Source organism: Xanthocytophaga flava, from assembly GCF_030068545.1.
GTDB classification, from domain to species: Bacteria; Bacteroidota; Bacteroidia; order Cytophagales; family 172606-1; genus Xanthocytophaga; species Xanthocytophaga flava.
The window spans coordinates 111,478-130,010 of record NZ_JASJOR010000018.1; the positions used below are offsets into that span (position 1 = coordinate 111,478).

17 protein-coding genes are annotated in these 18,533 nt (G+C 38.1%); 5 read left to right on the plus strand and 12 right to left on the minus strand.

All coding sequences use genetic code 11. The features are described 5' to 3' along the window. Positions 1–100: 100 nt before the first annotated feature. A complete protein-coding gene (gene scpB / locus QNI15_RS24060; protein WP_313984750.1) occupies positions 101–706 on the minus strand; it encodes an SMC-Scp complex subunit ScpB in 606 nt (201 codons plus the stop codon). Positions 707–835: 129 nt separating this feature from the next. Beyond that, positions 836–1,225 carry a TraR/DksA family transcriptional regulator gene (locus QNI15_RS24065; protein ID WP_314004391.1) on the minus strand — a complete coding sequence of 130 codons (390 nt, stop codon included), beginning with the start codon at positions 1,223–1,225 and terminating at the stop codon, positions 836–838. A gap of 396 nt (positions 1,226–1,621) precedes the next feature. Between QNI15_RS24065 and QNI15_RS24070 the strand changes: the two genes are divergently transcribed. The 3 genes from QNI15_RS24070 to QNI15_RS24080 are packed head-to-tail and all read left to right on the plus strand — an operon-like array spanning position 1,622 to position 3,202. Continuing rightward, entirely contained in the window at positions 1,622–2,029 is a 408-nt protein-coding gene (locus QNI15_RS24070; RefSeq protein ID WP_314034054.1) for a phage holin family protein, read from the plus strand. A gap of 53 nt (positions 2,030–2,082) precedes the next feature. Further along, positions 2,083–2,457, plus strand: a complete 375-nt coding sequence (locus QNI15_RS24075; RefSeq protein WP_314004389.1) for a hypothetical protein — start codon at positions 2,083–2,085, stop codon at positions 2,455–2,457. Continuing rightward, the gene (locus QNI15_RS24080; protein ID WP_314004388.1) at positions 2,438–3,202 is read left to right on the plus strand and encodes a geranylgeranylglyceryl/heptaprenylglyceryl phosphate synthase; all 765 of its coding nucleotides are present in this window, start codon (positions 2,438–2,440) and stop codon (positions 3,200–3,202) included. The genes QNI15_RS24075 and QNI15_RS24080 overlap by 20 nt, the downstream gene beginning before the upstream one ends. Positions 3,203–3,290: 88 nt before the next feature. On the opposite strand, the gene QNI15_RS24085 is transcribed toward QNI15_RS24080, so the two are convergent. The 5 genes from QNI15_RS24085 to QNI15_RS24105 all read right to left on the minus strand — a co-directional run bounded on the left by QNI15_RS24085 (position 3,291) and on the right by QNI15_RS24105 (position 10,894). Beyond that, positions 3,291–5,843, minus strand: a complete 2,553-nt coding sequence (locus QNI15_RS24085) for a phosphoenolpyruvate carboxylase (protein WP_314034056.1) — start codon at positions 5,841–5,843, stop codon at positions 3,291–3,293. A gap of 201 nt (positions 5,844–6,044) precedes the next feature. Beyond that, positions 6,045–6,965, minus strand: coding sequence for a helix-turn-helix domain-containing protein (locus QNI15_RS24090; RefSeq protein ID WP_314004386.1), 921 nt, complete (start codon positions 6,963–6,965; stop codon positions 6,045–6,047). A 182-nt stretch (positions 6,966–7,147) separates the two neighbouring features. Beyond that, complete coding sequence (locus tag QNI15_RS24095; RefSeq protein WP_313984731.1) at positions 7,148–8,314, minus strand: acyl-CoA dehydrogenase; 1,167 nt, start codon at positions 8,312–8,314, stop codon at positions 7,148–7,150. A 304-nt stretch (positions 8,315–8,618) separates the two neighbouring features. Further along, the gene (gene chrA, locus QNI15_RS24100) at positions 8,619–9,851 is read right to left on the minus strand and encodes a chromate efflux transporter (RefSeq protein WP_314004384.1); all 1,233 of its coding nucleotides are present in this window, start codon (positions 9,849–9,851) and stop codon (positions 8,619–8,621) included. Positions 9,852–9,919: 68 nt separating this feature from the next. After that, on the minus strand, positions 9,920–10,894 hold the full coding sequence (locus QNI15_RS24105) for an isopenicillin N synthase family dioxygenase (RefSeq protein ID WP_314034057.1): 975 nt from the start codon (positions 10,892–10,894) through the stop codon (positions 9,920–9,922). Between the two features lie 404 nt (positions 10,895–11,298). Between QNI15_RS24105 and QNI15_RS24110 the strand changes: the two genes are divergently transcribed. Beyond that, on the plus strand, positions 11,299–12,015 hold the full coding sequence (locus QNI15_RS24110) for a superoxide dismutase (RefSeq protein ID WP_314004380.1): 717 nt from the start codon (positions 11,299–11,301) through the stop codon (positions 12,013–12,015). A 64-nt stretch (positions 12,016–12,079) separates the two neighbouring features. Here the strand turns inward: QNI15_RS24110 and QNI15_RS24115 are convergent, their stop codons facing one another. The 4 genes from QNI15_RS24115 to QNI15_RS24130 all read right to left on the minus strand — a co-directional run bounded on the left by QNI15_RS24115 (position 12,080) and on the right by QNI15_RS24130 (position 16,158). Continuing rightward, on the minus strand, positions 12,080–12,679 hold the full coding sequence (locus QNI15_RS24115; protein WP_314004378.1) for a DUF3109 family protein: 600 nt from the start codon (positions 12,677–12,679) through the stop codon (positions 12,080–12,082). Between the two features lie 164 nt (positions 12,680–12,843). Then, entirely contained in the window at positions 12,844–13,542 is a 699-nt protein-coding gene (locus tag QNI15_RS24120; protein ID WP_313984716.1) for a hypothetical protein, read from the minus strand. A gap of 193 nt (positions 13,543–13,735) precedes the next feature. Continuing rightward, positions 13,736–15,574, minus strand: a complete 1,839-nt coding sequence (glmS, locus tag QNI15_RS24125) for a glutamine--fructose-6-phosphate transaminase (isomerizing) (protein WP_314034059.1) — start codon at positions 15,572–15,574, stop codon at positions 13,736–13,738. A gap of 263 nt (positions 15,575–15,837) precedes the next feature. Further along, on the minus strand, positions 15,838–16,158 hold the full coding sequence (locus QNI15_RS24130) for a hypothetical protein (RefSeq protein ID WP_314004375.1): 321 nt from the start codon (positions 16,156–16,158) through the stop codon (positions 15,838–15,840). 320 nt (positions 16,159–16,478) lie between these two features. Between QNI15_RS24130 and QNI15_RS24135 the strand changes: the two genes are divergently transcribed. Beyond that, entirely contained in the window at positions 16,479–16,778 is a 300-nt protein-coding gene (locus QNI15_RS24135; RefSeq protein WP_314034061.1) for a hypothetical protein, read from the plus strand. A 116-nt stretch (positions 16,779–16,894) separates the two neighbouring features. On the opposite strand, the gene QNI15_RS24140 is transcribed toward QNI15_RS24135, so the two are convergent. After that, positions 16,895–18,325 (minus strand): tetratricopeptide repeat protein, encoded by a 1,431-nt coding sequence (locus tag QNI15_RS24140; protein WP_314034063.1) that lies wholly within the window; start codon positions 18,323–18,325, stop codon positions 16,895–16,897. Positions 18,326–18,533: the final 208 nt, after the last annotated feature.

Genomic DNA, 18,533 nt, shown 5'->3' on the forward strand with positions numbered 1-18,533 from the left:
ATTTATGCTGTTAAAATAAATAGATAGAAGACGAAAATAGTACTAACATGGTGTATTCTAGCCATGTATATTTCATAGTAATCAGGTGCAATAGCAACTATTATTTTGCAGAGTCGTCTTTTGTGTGATCTGGTGTCTGGAGCTGGGCTGCAATTTCCGGATTTATTTCGTTTTCGGTAGTGGCAAAATCTTTAGGTTGAGGAAGATCCCGCATGCTTTGAATTCCAAAATATTCCATAAATTTTTTGCTTGTTCCATATAAGAGTGGGCGTCCCAATGTTTCTGCCTTTCCCATTATTTCAATAAGTTCTTTGTCGAGTAGCTTCTGAATAGCATAGTCACAGTTGACCCCCCGTATGTGTTCTAGCTCGGTTTTGGTGATAGGTTGTTTGTAGGCAATAATAGCTACTGTCTCCAATGCTGCGGTTGATAATCGTTTCTTGGCAGATTGTTTTAGCAATATACCAATACTGGCCTGGTAGGCAGGTTTAGTAAGAAACTGATACCCTTCTGCAATGTGATAGATACCAAATGTGTATTCATCCGATTGATATTTGTGAAGTAGATCCTGAATGGCATTTTCGATGTCTTCCTTTGGGATATCTGCCTCAAACATTTCTGACAAACATTGTTGTATATCTACTATCTTGATGGGTTGTGCCGAGCAGAAGATCAATGCTTCAACGTGGTTTTGCAGAAAGTTCACAGTGGAATATATTTAGTTTGATACCTATACTACAAAGATACAAAGCATCTTTGGAAAAACACAAGGCTTACTATGTTCACAAAAGCGATTGTGAGCATAGTAAGCCTTGCAAGATCAATAACGTATAGGTTAGTTGGATTTTCTCAGTTTCGCTTCAATAGAATGAAGTGTATGAGGAACAGCACGGAGACGTTCTTTTGGAATAAGTCTTCCTGTATCAACACATACGCCATAGGTACCATTCTTGATACGAATCATGGCATTTTCAAGTTGTTGAATAAATTTTTGTTGTCTTGCTGCTAATTGGCTCAGGCTTTCTCTCTCCATTGAATCAGCCCCATCTTCCAGGAGTTTGGAACTTCCTGTTGTGTTGTCTGTTCCGCTGTCATTTCGCTTACTAAGCTGATCTTTGATATAATTCAGCTCATTACGAGCCAAGTCCAGCTTTTGAGAAATGATACCTTCAAATTCTCTCAACTCGTCTTCTGAGTAGCGCATTTTTTCTTCGGCGTTGTTCATAGGGCTGCTCGTTGCTTTTTTATATGGAAGATAATTGTAGTTTAGATACTTAATAGGCAGCTGGCCAACTAAATTTTGCGCGAATTTATACTTTTTTACTGAAAAATAAAATTGTTTTTTTTCTTACAAGCACAATACATTTTGCGCATCAGATACTCTGAATAAGCATTTTTATAATGGCAGCTTGGGGAATAACTGTTTTTATGTATAATTTTTTTCAAATCCCAATTATAGTCCCATCACACTTCATATTAGTGGATTGGATTTGAATAAGAATTGTTGCATTTTTGGCGCAATTCTTACATTGATACGCTTTTTCTATATAAGGTAAACGTCAATAGAAAGAATATCTTGGAGCGAAGGGTAAAACGTGTGTAATCTTATTATGCTTTAAAGATGGCAATTGACAAAATTCTGGAAAACGTACTTCGATATATTGAGTCTCGTTTTGAGTTATTTAAGCTTGAAATAGAAGAGTCTGTTTCAATTGCTTTAGTCAGATTGATTCAGGGATTGATAATCGGTATATTAGGTGTATTTGTGTTATTATTTTTTAGTTGGGGTGTGGCAAATGCATTAAATGTCTGGTTAAATAGTACATTTGTGGGGTATTTTCTAGTAGGAGGGATCTATCTGATTTTAATGTTAGCTGTTCTTTCCAGATCCGGTGAAGAGAAACTAAAACAACAGATTGAAGGAAAAGTATCTGGAATGTTTGATAAGCAGAAGAAAAAGATAGATACGGAGGAAAATACCGAAGCGATGGTGGAAAATGATGTATACAGAAATAACTCTGAGATATAGAACTTTCACATATAATGGATTAACCATTTTAAAACTTTTTATTATTGGGTGTTATGACTACAAAATCAAGTATCGCTGACCGAAAAGCTTCTTTAAATCGGGCTACAGAAAAATATAAAAAAGCAATAGAAAACCAGGTAGGTGATTTAAAGGCTAATGCAGGAAAGATAGGAAAAAATGCCTTAATTATCGGAGGTACATTAGTGGCTGGTTATCTGATTGTAAGGATGCTTGTAGGGAAGGATAAAACTACAAAATTATCATTTGAAAAAGAAGAACGTAATCTCCCTGCTGCACCTGTAAAACGTGAATCTGCCATTGTAAGTTTGATCAAACAACAAATTGCGCTATTTTTGATCGCGATTGCGAAAGAGAAACTTCTTCAGGTAATCGAGCAACTAAGAAAAAATGATACCCAGCGTACTTGAAAAACTCATTCGTAACAGGAAGACAAACAAGAAAGCATTCGCAGTTTTGATTGATCCGGATAAAACAGATACTGTGCATTGCCATGGTCTTATCCGGCGTGCAATTGAAAATCGTGTGGATTTCTTCTTCATAGGGGGGAGCTTAATTGTAGGTGGAGGAATGAATCTACTCATTCGAAGTATAAAGGAACATTCTTCTATTCCTGTTGTATTGTTTCCCGGAAGTAATCTACATATTGACCCGTCAGCAGATGCTATTTTGTTTCTATCTTTGATATCCGGACGAAATCCTGATTACCTGATTGGACAACATGTAATTGCTGCTCCAATTCTGAAAAAAAGTCAGCTGGAGATATTGTCTACCGGGTATATGCTAATTGATAGTGGAAAACAAACGACAGTCTCTTATATTAGTAATACGACACCTATTCCCTATGACAAGCCGGATGTGGCTGCATGCACAGCTATGGCGGGAGAAATGCTGGGAATGAAATTAATCTACCTTGACTCTGGAAGTGGCGCACAAAAAACAGCTTCCCCTCAGATGATTGCTACAGTTCGGCGTTCGGTGGATGTACCTATCATAGTAGGAGGGGGTATTACGTCTGCTGCTCAGGCTGTTGAAAGTTTGCAGGCAGGGGCTGATCTGATTGTGGTTGGCAATGGTATCGAAAGAAATCCTGATTTGCTTCCTGAAATAGCTGCTCAGGTGCAGGCTTTGAATCAAGCTGCCATCGTTGAATAATCGGTTTTTAAAAGATATTTTGTTGAGTACTAGAAACAAAAATGTCCTTTCTATATAGAAAGGACATTTTTGTTTTGGATGGATTATTTTATGCTGAGTTTCTGGCCGCATTAATGATACCAAACATTGCACGTATAATCAGCTTATTGTATGCTTCTGTCTGTTCTGTACTTTTAGTTGTATCTGTATTGAGCATTTGTAATGCATATTGTTGTATAATAATCAAAGGCAATACAACCCGTTCCCTAACTGTAATGGATTGTCTGGTAATGGGGTTGCTTTCCAGCAAGGTCGAAGACTGTGATATTTCTAACAACAGGTTGTGGGTACGTTGAAACTCTTCCTCCATCTTATGCCAGAGTTCTCCATAGGTAGGATCATCTGCCATGTATTTAGTTACCGCATAATTAGATTTTGACAAGGACTGCATTGAGTTTTCTATCAGCGTTCTGAAAAACAGAGAGTGCTCATAGAGTTTTAACATCGCCTCTGTCTTACCTTCTTTCTTCAGTTTCTCTATTGCTGTTCCAAACCCATAGAATCCTGGTACGTTTTGTTTCATTTGTGCCCAGGAACCTACAAACGGAATAGCTCTCAGATCTTCAAAACGTAAGGCATCTCCCTGACCTCGTTTGGTTGGACGACTTCCTATATTGGTTTGGCCATAAAACCGGAGTGGTGTCATTTTATCCAGATAGGGGACAAATGTTGGATGATTCTTCAAATCAAGGTATGAATGATAAGAAATCTCCGCCATTTCTTCCAATAAGCCTTTTTCTTCGTCGCTAAGATCTTGTTCTGTGTCCTTGAATAAGTGATTTTCGAGTCCCGCTGTAAACAATTTTCCCAGATTATGCATAGCAGTAGCCACAGTGCCGTAATTAGAACTAATTGTCTGGCCTTGTATGGTCAGCTGGATTTCTTTGTCTTCAATTCCTTTGCCCAGCGACGCATAGAAGTTGTGGTTATTTCCACCACCACGTCCTGGAGGGCCTCCTCTTCCGTCAAAGAAGGTCACTTTGATACCATACTGACGCGACATACGGGTCAGTTCTTCTTTTGCCTGATAAATAGACCAGTTAGCACGTAAGTAGCCTCCGTCTTTTGTTCCATCAGAGAAGCCTACCATAATTGTCTGCTGATTTCCTCTATTGGTAAGGTGCTGACGGTAGTAGGGGTGCTGATACAGGAATTCCATAATACCTCCTGCATTTGCCAGATCTCCAACAGTTTCAAATAATGGTACAATATCTACTGGAATAGAATCAGTCTGATGAATGGTTTTTATCAGCGAGAGAACCTCTATTACATTTAAGGCAGTGTTGCAATTGCTGATGACATAGCGATGACAGCCTGCTTCTCCATTTAACTGCTGAATTTCCTGAATAGTACGAATAGAGCCAATGATGTCTTTGCTGGTTTCATCTTTGACATCCTCTGGTTTCGGGGTAATCTGTAAAGAAAGAAGATAGTCAATCTTCTGTGCTTCACTCAGTTGTTCGTATTCTTTTAGTTTTCCCTGAGCTGCAATCAGTTCATTCCAGGCTGCTGCATGCTTTCTGCTGTCCTGTCTTACATCCAGGCTGGCGAAATAGAAGCCAAACAAACGTACCTTAAAGATGAATTCATCCAACAGATCTAGAAATAGCCCATCATGTTGATGAATAAGAATCTGACGGGCTTCGGAAAGGTCGGCCAGGAGCTCTTCTGCTGAGTTATATTTTTCTTCTTCCGGATAGTAAATGCTATTATTGATCTTTTCTTCTGCCAGTGCAATAAGCCTTTCGACTCCATTGAATGTAAATCGTCTTTTCAGAAGGCGTAGATCTCTGTAATAACAACGTAAAACAGTTCGTCGAAGGTGTTGAGAAACTTTTAAGGTTATATCTGGAGTAACAAAAGGGTTGCCATCACGATCTCCACCAGGCCAGAATCCCAGTCTTATCAATTGATTATGAGGCCAGTCATATACACTAAAACGTAGACCTCTGATTAATTTAAGTAGAATTCGGGGAATTGCATAGTAAAAAACACTTTCCAGAAACCAGCTTAGGCTTACAGCTTCATCAAATGGGGTTGGTTTTTCCTGATTAATGAAGCCTGTTTTTCCCAGCTGGAGCAATAAATTATTGATTTCTCCAAAGTCATTACTACGAATAGCCCTTTCCAGTTCATTAATGATAGTGAGTACTTTTCCAGGATAGAACTGAGTAGGATGAGCTGTTAATACAATCCGTACACAATAATCAGAAAGTTTTTCCAGTAGCTTCTCCCGGATAGCCGTGTTATCTATGCGGTTTAATAGATGGTTGATTGATCCTTTTCCTTCTCTATCATGAATTTGGTCGAATGCCGCATCTTCAACAGAATCAAATAAAACTACTTGTCGTTCAATATATTGAATAAAGTTGAAAAGTAGACTTATCTGTTCTTTATGAGAGGACCCTTCCAGAAACTCATCAAAGAAATGTTCAATAATCTCTTTGGGGCTTTGTTCTTTAGTAAGACCTTCTTCACTTTGCTGTATAAGAAGAGGGAGCAATGTGCCTGTCCGAAATATATTCCGGAAGGGTAGACTCAAAAACAAGCTATTGAAGATATTGTATCGGGTAACTACAGCGTTCTGATATTGATCATTCATGGGTTGTAAGTATCAGGTAGAAATCCTGTATGGCTAGTGGGACTTACTCATAAAATATTCTTTTGTGCAAATGTAAAATATCAGGTTTATATTTTTTACAATAATTCAAATTAAAAATAAAAAAAGCCTTGGTATAATACCAAGGCCGTTGTAAGGAAGGTTTGTTAGGTAAGAACGGTATCTGTAAATAAGTAAAAACCCTTATATGTTCATCAGTGTTTCCCGGCGTCGCATTTTACCTGCTGGAATACCAAACATCATTTTGAAACGGCGACAGAAGTATGCAGTGTCTTTATACCCTACCTCGTGGCCAATCTCCCGAATACTTTTCTTGGTTGTACGCAGAAGTTTTACTGCCTGTTCCATGCGCTGATATTCAATGTAATCCTGAGGATTAATGCCTGTCAGCATTTTAAAATACTGCCCTACATAATCTTCTGATACATTGGCAACATTCGCTAATACCTTGTTAGATAGATCGCCTCCCAGATTTATTTTGATATGATTGAATATATCTATCAGACGAGGATCTTTGAAATAGGTACTGTTGGTTGCCAGCTTTTCTACAAACATACGGTTTTTCAATATATACCGCACGATTTCTACCACAATTTCATCTGTTTTTATTTGCGTTACCCGCTCTTTGCCTGGTAGGTCCTGAAGTTGTTCTGCTACCAGTTCCTGAATAGTCCGAAGAAGTTCCGGTACTCCTGAGATAATAAATGGAGGAATATCCAGTGATGCAAAGAAGTTTACAGAGTCAAATACCTTGGCTTCAAAGCTAACCTGTGAAAAGGAGTCACTTAATGCTCCAATCCGGGCAATGTCCCGATTGGCTGCAAAGTACTTCTCTTTATTGCTGACAAATTCTTCGTTGGTGATGGTAGTAGGATTAGCTCCATATGTGATACTCAATAGTTTACCTCCCGGAATGAATAAAACATCTCCTTCACTTACTTTTATATTGTCAGGCCCGTAAGATAATGTACCCTGGTGTAGTAAGATAATAGTATTTTCTACATCATAATAGTTTCTTACATGAATGGGCTGTAATAATTTAATGTTTTTGGCTTTTAAAAATTTGATGCCAAGAGATTCAATAATCTTGTTATAATCTTCCATACTGAGGTGCTTGGGTTGGAAAAATATGGATATATCGGTGAATAGTTGTATAATAAAGGAATAATATACAAAAAAAGTTCGGGGTGCTCGCTTTTTTAATTTTGCACAATTCTACGAAAGAAACAATTTAAAAACAAATCGTAGTAATAAAATTGGCCAAAAGTAAGATAATGCCTTATTTTCTATTTGAGAATATCCCGTGCGATTACAATTTTTTGTATTTCAGAAGTTCCTTCATAAATCTGTGTGATTTTTGCATCCCGCATAAGGCGTTCAACATGATATTCTTTGACATATCCATAGCCTCCATGTACCTGAACTGCTTCCACCGTTACGTCCATTGCAACCTGAGATGCATATAGTTTAGCCATAGATGCTGCACGTGCAAAATCGGCATGCTGATCTTTCAGATAGGCAGCTTTTAAACAAAGTAAGCGGGCTGCTTCAATCTGTGTTGCCATATCTGCCAACTTAAACTGGATGGCCTGATGATCTGCAATAGGCTTTCCAAAAGCCTGACGTTGTTTGGCATATTCTACTGCCAGTTCATAGGCTCCTGATGCAATTCCCAATGCTTGAGAGGCTATACCTATACGTCCTCCGCTCAGCGTTTGCATGGCAAATTTAAACCCGAATCCATCTTCTCCAATTCTGTTTTCTTTTGGAACTTTTACATCTGTAAACATCAAAGAATGTGTGTCAGATCCTCTGATGCCCAATTTGTTTTCTTTTTTTCCTACCTCAAATCCAGGTGAATCACGTTCTACAATCAGGGCGTTGATGCCTCTGTGCCCTTTTTCCGGATAGGTTTGAGCTATAACCAGATATACAGAAGCTGAACTGCCATTGGTAATCCAGTTTTTAGTACCATTCAGCAAATAATAGTCGCCCATGTCGACTGCTGTAGTACGTTGCGAGGTCGCATCAGAACCTGCCTCAGGCTCAGAGAGGCAGAACGCACCTATAATTTCGCCTGTTGCCAGACGTGTCAGATATTTTTGCTTTTGTTCTTCTGTCCCATAGTTTTCCAAACCCCAGCATACCAATGAGTTGTTTACGGACATACATACTGATGCGGAAGCATCAATTTTGGAAATCTCTTCCATCGCTAATACATAACTGATGGTATCCATACCTCCACCTCCATATTGTTCACTCACCATCATTCCCATAAATCCTAGTTCTCCCATTTTGCGGATTTGTTCTTTAGGAAAAATCTGGTGTTCATCACGGTCTATAACACCGGGTAAGAGTTCTGTACGTGCAAAATCTCGTGCTGCAGCCTGCACTGCCAGATGTTCTTCGGATAAGTGAAAACTAAGAGGAGAGGAGATAAATGTATTTTCCATTAAAAAGTCTGATTTTTAGTAAATTGTATTTTGATGAAGGTTTTTAAAAATAATATTGGTTCTATACAACCATTTTCTTTGAGGCTACTATGCTTTTTCTGTTAAATCTTTCTCAAATCTTCTGAGTATAGACCTTATATACCTTTAGTGATTCTGTTGTTTTGAAATAAATTATAAATAAAGTTCAATTTATCCATCAAGTAGTCATAAATTTATAGCATATTTTTAACTTTGCAAATAAAAAATCGGAAATTGAATATTTCCGATTTAGATGGCTATCATGCTTTATTCGTTTGGAAAAGTTCTATAGAATAAATCCTAATAATAAGCCTACTACCACAATAATAGGATGAGGTATCTTTGTAAAGTTAAGAAGTAAAAATGTAGTAACGATTACACTTATGTCAAGGATATTACCTGCTGATGGCTCAAACATAGGTATTACGGCAGACACAATTAATCCGGTTGACGCTGCATTGATTCCTTCCAGAGAAGCCCGGACTACACGGTATTGTTTAAGCTGATTCCAGAAGCGATACACAAAGAATATCAAAAATGTACCAGGCAAAAATATACCAGCTGTAGCTGCCATACTGCCCAGTAATTGTCCGGGTATACCATAATCACGCATGGCAAGTGTACCAATAAAGGCGGTAAAGGCAAAAACAGGTCCTGGTACTGTTTGTGCAATGGCATAACCGGACAGAAACTCTTCCTGTGTGAGGTATTGCTTTTTCTTAAAGAGAACGAACTCCGTAAACATCAACGGGATTAGCACTTGTCCTCCTCCAAAAATCAGACTGCCATTTCGGTAAAAGTTCTCAAACAAACGTATTGGTAGCCAGCGGGTAATCCCACCAATGATAGCTGCCACCACTAGTATAGCCAGCCAGAGTAAAAAGTTAGACCATTGGATCTGAAGAGGATCTTTGTGTTCCTGTCGTTCAAGTTTGTTGAATTGAACAGCTGTAGTGATACCTCCAATCAGTAAAACAATGGGTGGGATATATGGTGACTGAAATATCAGACCTAATATAGCTGCTACAGAACCAATCCCTACACGCATTGCATTGGTAAAGACTTTACGACCAATCTGAAAGCCGGCATAAATCATAAATCCCACTGCCATGGGTTGTATAAAGTGAGTAAAATCGAGCGAAATCTGATGCGCCTGTAAATAATTGATGGATAAAGCTGCCGCGGTCATAATAGCAACGGCTGGAGTAATCCATACTAATAAGGTGAGATAGGCAAGATTAGGACCTCCAATTTTAAAGGCAATGGCAGTCAATGTTTGTGTAGAGGACGGGCCAGGAAGAATGGAGCAAAGTGCAGTTAGTTCCATTAGTTCTTCTTCTGTGACATAGGCTCTTTTTTTAACGAGCACTTCCAGATACAAGGCCAGATGGGCTTGAGGGCCTCCCATAGCCGTAATTGCCAATATAAATACGTCCTTCAGAAAGATAAAATACCGTATCCTCCTGACTTTTTCACGGGGAGGAGTAGGTAGTTTTAGTGAAGGACGTATATCAATCATTAGTAGGTGGCTCTAATATGTAAGTCAGTACAGCCAATAGTGCATATGAATAGCTGTAATATAGATTTCTATTTCTTTTTCAAGCCTAATTCAATAAGACGTTCGTTAAGAAATTCGCCTGCTGTCATATCTGCAAACAATTTAGGATGTGCCTCATCAATGCAGGATGGCAAACAAGTCAGATCCATTTCCGAACGGGGGTGCATAAAGAATGGCATAGAGAACCGGGATGTTTTCATCTTTTCTTTAGGTGGATTTACAACCCGGTGTATCGTTGATTTCAATTTATTATTTGTGAGACGGTCCAGCATATCACCAACATTGACAATCAATTGTTCTGGTAGAGCTGTGATTGGAATCCAGGCTCCATCCCGGCGGAGTACTTGTAATCCTTCTGCACTGGCTCCCATGAGTAGTGTAATGAGATTAATATCTCCATGAGCCGCAGCGCGTACAGCATCTGCGGGTACTTCATCCGGATTTTCAATAGGAAAGTAATGTATAGATCTCAGAATGCTGTTTCCATTTTTTACTTTATCATCAAAGTAGTGTTCATCGAGGCCTAAATACAAAGCAATAGCCTGTAACATGGCTATTCCTGTTTTTTCCAGCTGTTTATATACAGTCAGTCCTATTTCTTCCAGTTCCGGAAATTCGGCAGGCCATACATTGGCAGGATATTCATTTTTAACAGGGTCATTATCTGTTACATGCTGTCCTATATGATAAAATTCTTTTAAGTCAGGCGTTTTGAAACCCTTGGCTGTCTCTTTACCTTTTCCTATATATCCTCTTTGGCCATGAAGTTCTGGAAATTCATACTTCTTTTTCAATTCATCTGGGGAGTAGAAGAATCTTTGAAATGTATCGTATAATTTACTTGAGAGTTCTTCTGTTAAATAGTGATTACGAATGGCTACAAAACCAATCGCATTATATGCTGCACCCAGATCTGCAACAAATTTTGCTTTTCGTACAGGATCGTCGGATGTAAAATCAGACAGGTCTAGTGAGGGGATTTCCGAATAAAGGATTTCGTTCATTTGAAAAATGAATTAGGTTTTGTTTGTTGTGTCGAAAATAACGGATAGTCAGTTAGATACAGAAATTGTACTATGGGTTTTCTCAACGGACTATACTTTATTGGGAATTATAATTCCATATATTCAGTTTTCTGTAATTACAGTGCGCGGAAAGAGCCTATGTATAACAGTAGCTATCTTTTCGCAAAGTAATAAAGATTTTATGAATGAAAGAATGATTTATTGCAGGAAATCCGATAGCTTTGGCAAGTTTCTGAAGATTTTTTAGTGCTATCGGTTTACTCTGTTATTCCATAGGATGGCATGAAAATGGTGGCAGGTTTAATACAGGCTAATTATAAATAAATAATTGTATATACATACAAACTTTTGCCGTTTACACATCACTTTTAATGAAACAAACCATGAACAGACGTGTTTTTCTTTCCAATTCCGCACTACTTGGTTTTGCGGGTTTATTACTTCCAAAATCATTTTTTGTAGAGCCTAAAGAGATTTTTACATTGCCAGCTCTTCCTTATGGATTTGATGCATTGGAACCTCATATAGATAAGATGACTATGGAAATACACCATGATAAGCATCACAAAACTTATGTTGATAATCTGAACAAAGCGATTACGGGTACTCCTCTCGAAAAACAGAGTCTGGCTGATATTCTAGCAACAGCGAGCAAACATCCGGCTGCTGTTCGTAACAATGCAGGAGGGCACTATAACCATTCTATGTTCTGGTCTATTATGGCTGCTCCCAATACCAATAAACCTTCAGCTGAATTAGCTGCAGCTATTGATAAAAAGTTTGGTAGCTTTGATAAGTTCAAGGAAGAGTTTAATAAAGCAGCTACAACTCGCTTTGGATCAGGCTGGGCATGGTTGATTGTTACGGCTAAAGGTGAACTGGCAGTGACTTCAACTCCTAATCAGGACAATCCATTAATGGACGTAGTTCCTGAAGCTGAAAGAGGGTATCCTGTTTTTGGAATCGATGTATGGGAACATGCTTACTATTTGAAATACCAGAACAAACGGGCTGATTATGTAACTGGCTGGTGGAATGTATTGAACTGGAATGCCATTAACCAACGGTATACAGAAGGTGTAAAGTCAAAGAAGAAATAAAGCTTTAAGGTTATACCAAATAAAAAATCCCGTACGAATACGGGATTTTTTATTTGGAGACTGTTTATTTTCGTTTTTTTATGGATATTGCTTTCTCTGTTTCTTTATTCTGGACTTCCTGCTCCAGTTCTGAGTACCATGCTTCTCCATACTTGCGAATGAGTGGATTCTTAAGAAATTTATATACAGGTACTTTAAGCGATTCTCCTAATTGACAAGCTGCATGGCATATTTGCCAGCGATGATAGTTAATAGCATCCCACTGATCGTATTTGGTGATGCGAATAGGATACAGATGACAGGAAATAGGTTTGTGATAATCTATTTTACCATCCAGATGGGCCTGTTCTATAGCACACTTTAATACTCCTTTTGTGTCATAAATAGCATAGGCACATTCCCGGTTTCCAATGGTAGGAGTGGAATAGTCACCTTCAAAATCTTTGATCCATTTGCCTTGTTCTTCAATAGCTTTTCGTCCTTCTTCACTCAGATAAGGTGCAACTACAGGATAAATAGTCTCCAGAATGGCTAACTCGTCCTCATCCAGAGGAGCTCCGAGATCTCCTTCTGTACAACAGGCGCCTTTGCATTTTTCCAGATCACAAACAAACTGTTTTTCAGCAACGTCATCGCTGATATAGGTATTTCCAACAACTAGCATCCGATTTGATTACAATTAATTTTTGCGTTTTAGAAACTAACCTTATATCTCTAAAAAAAGTTTAGGCATAAGGATTTGCAAAGGTAGAGAAGTTCCAGAAGAAGAATACATAGACAGGAGAAATAAAATCATCCATTCTGATCTGCTTTCAGAATGGATGATAGTTATTGAGCCAGGGAAAAGTTTTTTTTACTATCTGTATCCGGAGCTTTATCTGCAGCAAGGGATGGCGCAGGTGTGAATTTGTTATTCTGCATGTTAAGTGTGCATTTTAATAGTTGTTCCTTCTTCCAGATTAGTTCAAACGGTTGTACATCAGATGGCATCTCAACAGCAAGCGCAAATGCCTTTAGGTCAGTGCGGGGAGACGCAGAGCTTAGTAGTTGGTAATATATTTTGGCATTTCCTTCATTGATGCCTTGTTTCTGCTCCATAGCTATTTCTATGAGAGATGGAATGGTATAACAAGGGTATTCCTTATGGTCTGTCCCTACAATACGGGCATAGAGAGGTGTTGTGTTTTCTACCTGAGCATTGAGTTCATAGGTGTTGGGGTTGCGACGCGAAATCTCAAACAACAATACTCTGTGATTGGATTTGGGTTTGTAATTCTGATCTGTACCTACACATTTCTGGCAGGCAGACAGATGAACCTCCACCATACGGTGAATTTTAATGGTCATCTTTTCTGTTACTATCTTTCCCAAGAGAATTTCTTCCGGAACAACTACAGGCGCAGCCGCTGTTGGAATTGCTACTTTGGGCGTACTCTTTTTTCTTTTGCTTTTTACATTTGTTTGAGCTGATAGTTCAAGCTGGTTTAGCCAACAGGCTAGGAAAACAATAAGTATGGACGTTTTCATGACTTATTACCGTGAGCATGACGGCAATTGAATGAATAGATAACACTAATGTACAGGAAGTGGCTTGTGGTAATCTTATAATGAATAATGCTCAGAAATGACAGATCTTCAAATACAGAAGTGCCGTCTAAAAAGAAAAAGGAACGAAGTATAGTACTTTCGTTCCTTATAATCAAGCTTTTATGTAGTTATTTTACTCGACTGTAACAGATTTTGCCAGGTTTCTCGGCTGATCCACATTACAACCACGCATTACAGCTATATAATAGGATAGTAACTGCAATGGAATGACCGATAGGAGTGGCATTAACGCTTCATGCGTATGTGGAATCTCAATGATAAACTCAGCCATTTGAGAGATAAGTTTATCGTTTTCGGTTACTACTGCTATGACACGTCCTTTGCGTGCTCTTACCTCCTGGATATTGGAGACGATTTTTTCGTAACTGCTGTCTTTGGTAGCAATAAAAACGACAGGCATCTCTTCATCAATAAGCGCAATCGGACCATGTTTCATTTCTGCTGCCGGATAGCCTTCTGCATGAATATAGGAAATCTCTTTCAGTTTCAGTGCACCTTCGAGTGCTACAGGAAAGTTATATCCACGTCCCAGAAATAAAAAGTTACGCGCATCTTTAAACAGATCACTAATGTATTCAATTTGTTTGTGATTGCTCAGAATCTTCTCAATTTTTTCAGGAATAGTTTCCAGTTCTACCAGCAGTTTACGATAGTCTGTCTCAGAAATGGTACCTTTTGCTTTAGCAAGAATGATTCCCATCATAGTCAATACTACCACCTGAGCCGAGAATGCTTTGGTACTGGCTACTCCAATTTCCGGACCTGCATGGGTATATGCACCTGCATGGGTAGCACGGGGTATAGAAGAGCCAACTACATTGCAAACACCAAAGATAATAGCTCCCTTAGATTTTGCTAACTCAATAGCTGCCAGCGTATCAGCCGTTTCTCCCGATTGAGAAATGGCAATAACAACATCTCCTTCATTGATGACAGGGTTCCGGTAACGAAATTCGGATGCATATTCTACCTCAACCGGAACACGGGCAAATTCTTCAAAGATATATTCAGCTACCAGACCAGCATGCCAGGAAGTTCCACATCCGATAATGATAATACGGCGTGCATGAATCATCTTAGTAAGATATTCTCGTAATCCACCTAATAACAACTGTCCTGTTGCCGAGTTGACACGGCCACGCATGCTGTCATGCACGGAACGAGGTTGTTCAAATATTTCTTTTAGCATGAAATGTTCATATCCCCCTTTTTCGATAGACTCCAGTTCCATCTCCAGTGTATGGATATAAGGGGCAATAGACTCATCTTCAATGGTTTTAATTGTGAGACTATCTTTTGATAACACAGCAATTTCGTAGTCATCAAGATACACTACATCATTAGTATATTCTACAATCGGAGTGGCATCAGATGCAAGGAAATATTCTTTTTCTCCTACACCAATTACCAGCGGACTACCTTTTCGGGCTGCAAACAAGGTATTCGGGTGGTCTTTGGACATAATCACAATCGCATAGGCTCCGACTATTTCCTTCAGCGCTAGCCGAATTGCTTCTTCCAGTGAGCAGTTGACTTTCTCCTGGACATGCTCTATAAAATGAATGAATACTTCAGAATCTGTCTGGCTTTGAAATACATGCCCATGATTGATCAGTTCCTGTTTCAGAGAACTATAGTTTTCAATGATACCATTATGAATCATTGCCAGGTTCTTACTGAAAGAATAGTGAGGGTGGGCATTGACATCATTAGGTTCTCCGTGGGTAGCCCAGCGTGTATGACCAATGCCAATGGTTCCATTTACATTGGTGTCTGCCAGAAAGTCTTCCAGATCACTGACTTTACCCTTTTTCTTGTAAACGTTGAGGCTTTGTTCGTTTAACAGGGCAATGCCTGTACTATCATATCCTCTGTATTCCAGACGTTTTAATCCCTTAATCAAAATAGGATAGGCCTGTCTGTAGCCTGTGTATGCTACGATACCGCACATAATGAAAGTAGTAAGTTTTAGTAATTAAAAATGGAAAAGTTTAAAAAATGAGTTGTATTTCTATAAACGTAAACTGACTTAAAAGGATGCTTGGAATAGCAGGCCTTACAAAGCAAGCCAGGCTATTTACTGCCTATATGATACATACTTTGGGTGTAAAGATATTCTTTTTCTGTGAACGTAGGGAGTTCGTTCCAAACAAGGGCTCAATAGAATGGGGTGATACAGAAGATATTCAGGTGACTGAATACAAAAAAAGATGCCTACTTAACGTCTGATAAAACCGGAAGAAGCTTATTTAATGCGCCAATCCAGTTGTTGGATTTTACACAAATCTCTTTCTGTGTTTGTTGGTCAAAAATGGTGATGTGGACGTTTGTATAAAATAAAAATGAGGTTTCTTTTATCGTTTTTCGGGAATCTGATGGGCTTACCTTATAGCCAATCTCATTCAATACTTTAATCACATCAGGTTTTCGTTTAATAAAATGCCAATATGCTTTGTCCTGGCGTATTCCCACAAATGTATAGTCAGTATACAGATAGAATCGTAGATCATCTTTTAAAAATACTAAATGTGGCATAAAGCGTTCAACATAATCATTGTGAAGGTCAAAGCAAGAAAAAAGAATAAAGAATCCCATAAATAACCCATTAAAAAAAGCTTAAAATTTCTCTGTTTACTCAATAGAAATAAAACAAAGAAGAGCTTTGGCCAATTGGTAAAGCATAGATAAGTAATGTGTTGTATATCAGTGTATTGTAAAAGAAAAATACCCCAAAATAGGTATTGAAGGTTAAATATAGAGAGCTTACTTTTGATAAGTTATTGATAGTAAGTATGTTTTGTGTGTAGGAACTCTGGCAAAAGTAAATCAGAAGATAATTCAAGCCACCACTCTATATGAAAGTTACTCTAAAGTCTAATCTGCCACTGAGAAAAATCACAGTGGGTACACTGGCTGGTATTGTTACCGGAGGGATAATTGCATGGATAGAAGAATCTCTACAAGTGAATGTTCCCGCAGGTGCTGCTGCCATTCTGGCTGTTGTAGTTTCATTCTGGGTATCTTATTCTATTCCATTATATAGTCAGGAATTGATTACTTTAGAATTAGAAGATCTGGAACAAATACCTCATTCTACATATAGAGAAGTTGTTCTAGAAAAAGAAGAAATGGAAGATTCTTATATGATTGGCTAAATAATTACTTTAAATAGTCTGTGTTAACTTTTTTGCAGACAAATTGTTATGTTCAGGTTATTCAAGTGTAACTAATTGCTGAATAACCTGAATGGATAACGGGAGTTTTTATAAAGTTATTTCTTAAATGCCTTATAGACTGGATTTGCTTTCATTTCTTTTTCTTTTTCGGTCTCGATTTTTTTGAATTCTTTATCGAAGTCTCCTGTGAAGTTTTGCTTTATTGTTGTGACACCAAGCTTTTCCAGGCAAAACAAGAAGCGATTTAAAGCTTTCTCTCTTTCTTTATCTTTGGAATAGGTAACTGAATACCAGAATAACTGTGCTGCAAAATCGTATATTTCGAGATCCATTGCGATATCTGCATATTTATAAGTGTCATTTATGAAGGTTTTCTTGTCTTTAAAAAGAGTTCCTATTTCCTGTCTTCGGAAAAGTAAATAGCCTTCTTTGGCATTACTTGCTCTAACATCCAGTGAATAAAGGGGATTAGCTTTAAATATACTGGCTTTGGCATGATCCCAATCTGATCTGTCTTCAGGTTTTTGTTTATCCTGACTGATAGCAAGCATATTTTGGGAATAATATAATTCGTAAAGCGCCCAAGCTGAGTTAGGATACTTTTGTAATATATCAGTATAGATTTCTATAGCTTTTTGGTAATTACCTTTATCATGTTGAGCAATCCCTTCCTGTATGCTGGCATTCAATTGCTGATTAAATAATTGGAGTCTACCTGATAGTTCCTTTAAATAACTGTTCGCAATAGATTTAGAGTCTGAATAAATCTGAACGATTTCCATATAACGGATAGCATGGTCAAACTGACCCTGAGATATCAGAAGAAAGATCTTGGATATAGGTATTAATTGATTTTCTGCACTCATCTCCAATGTTGCTCGCCAGTAAGTGGGGTTCTGGCTGGTTAGAGCAGTTATATTTTGAGCATTTGAGAAGTTTTCGGATGAAACTAATGTTCCAAAGCTTTTAACTCCAGCAAATTTATCATCGACAATTGTCTGATAGGCACTTAAAACAGGCAGTACTTCACTTGTTGCCCAATTTTTGAGTAATCTGTACTTTTCCTCCAGGGAAGCGGTTTGGTATTCTCTCTGTTTTTTTTCTTCTGGTAGTTCAATATTTTCAAATGATGCATCTGGCATTCCATCTTTTATATTGAAGGAAATTAAAAGCGGAAAGTCTACAAGCTTTGTATTTTCAAAAGGAATAGAATTTGCTTTTTTCAAAAATTCCTCCTCTTGTTCTGATCCAAGCTTGGGTTTGGAGTAAACTTTTATCGTGGGTTTACCTGTTTTGTGGCCAACCAGCAGAATTGCAATTTCCTGACTGGCAGGAATAGTAGCAAATTCTTGCTCTGCCAGATCAAGTACTGCCTTTATTGATTGTATATACTTATCCTGATTAATATTTACCTCTGCTATTTTATCATTGGATAAGAATACAATAATTGGGGTAGGTTTAGATTGTCCATGTAGTGAATAGCTTAACAACAATGCAATAAATAGTTGGTGGAATTTTTTATGCATAGATCTTTTCTGACTCTTTTAAGATTTTTTATAGTATGAGTGGACTGCAAAGTACTTTTAAATAGCAACAACAGAAAAGCTATTGTAATGGGAAAGTTACAAGTGGGATATTTAATGTGAAGTTGAGTTTCTTCACATATACGGGGAAGCATATTTGAATGAATACTAAACTATTGGTCAATAATGAGTAAGATGATTAGTTTGTTCT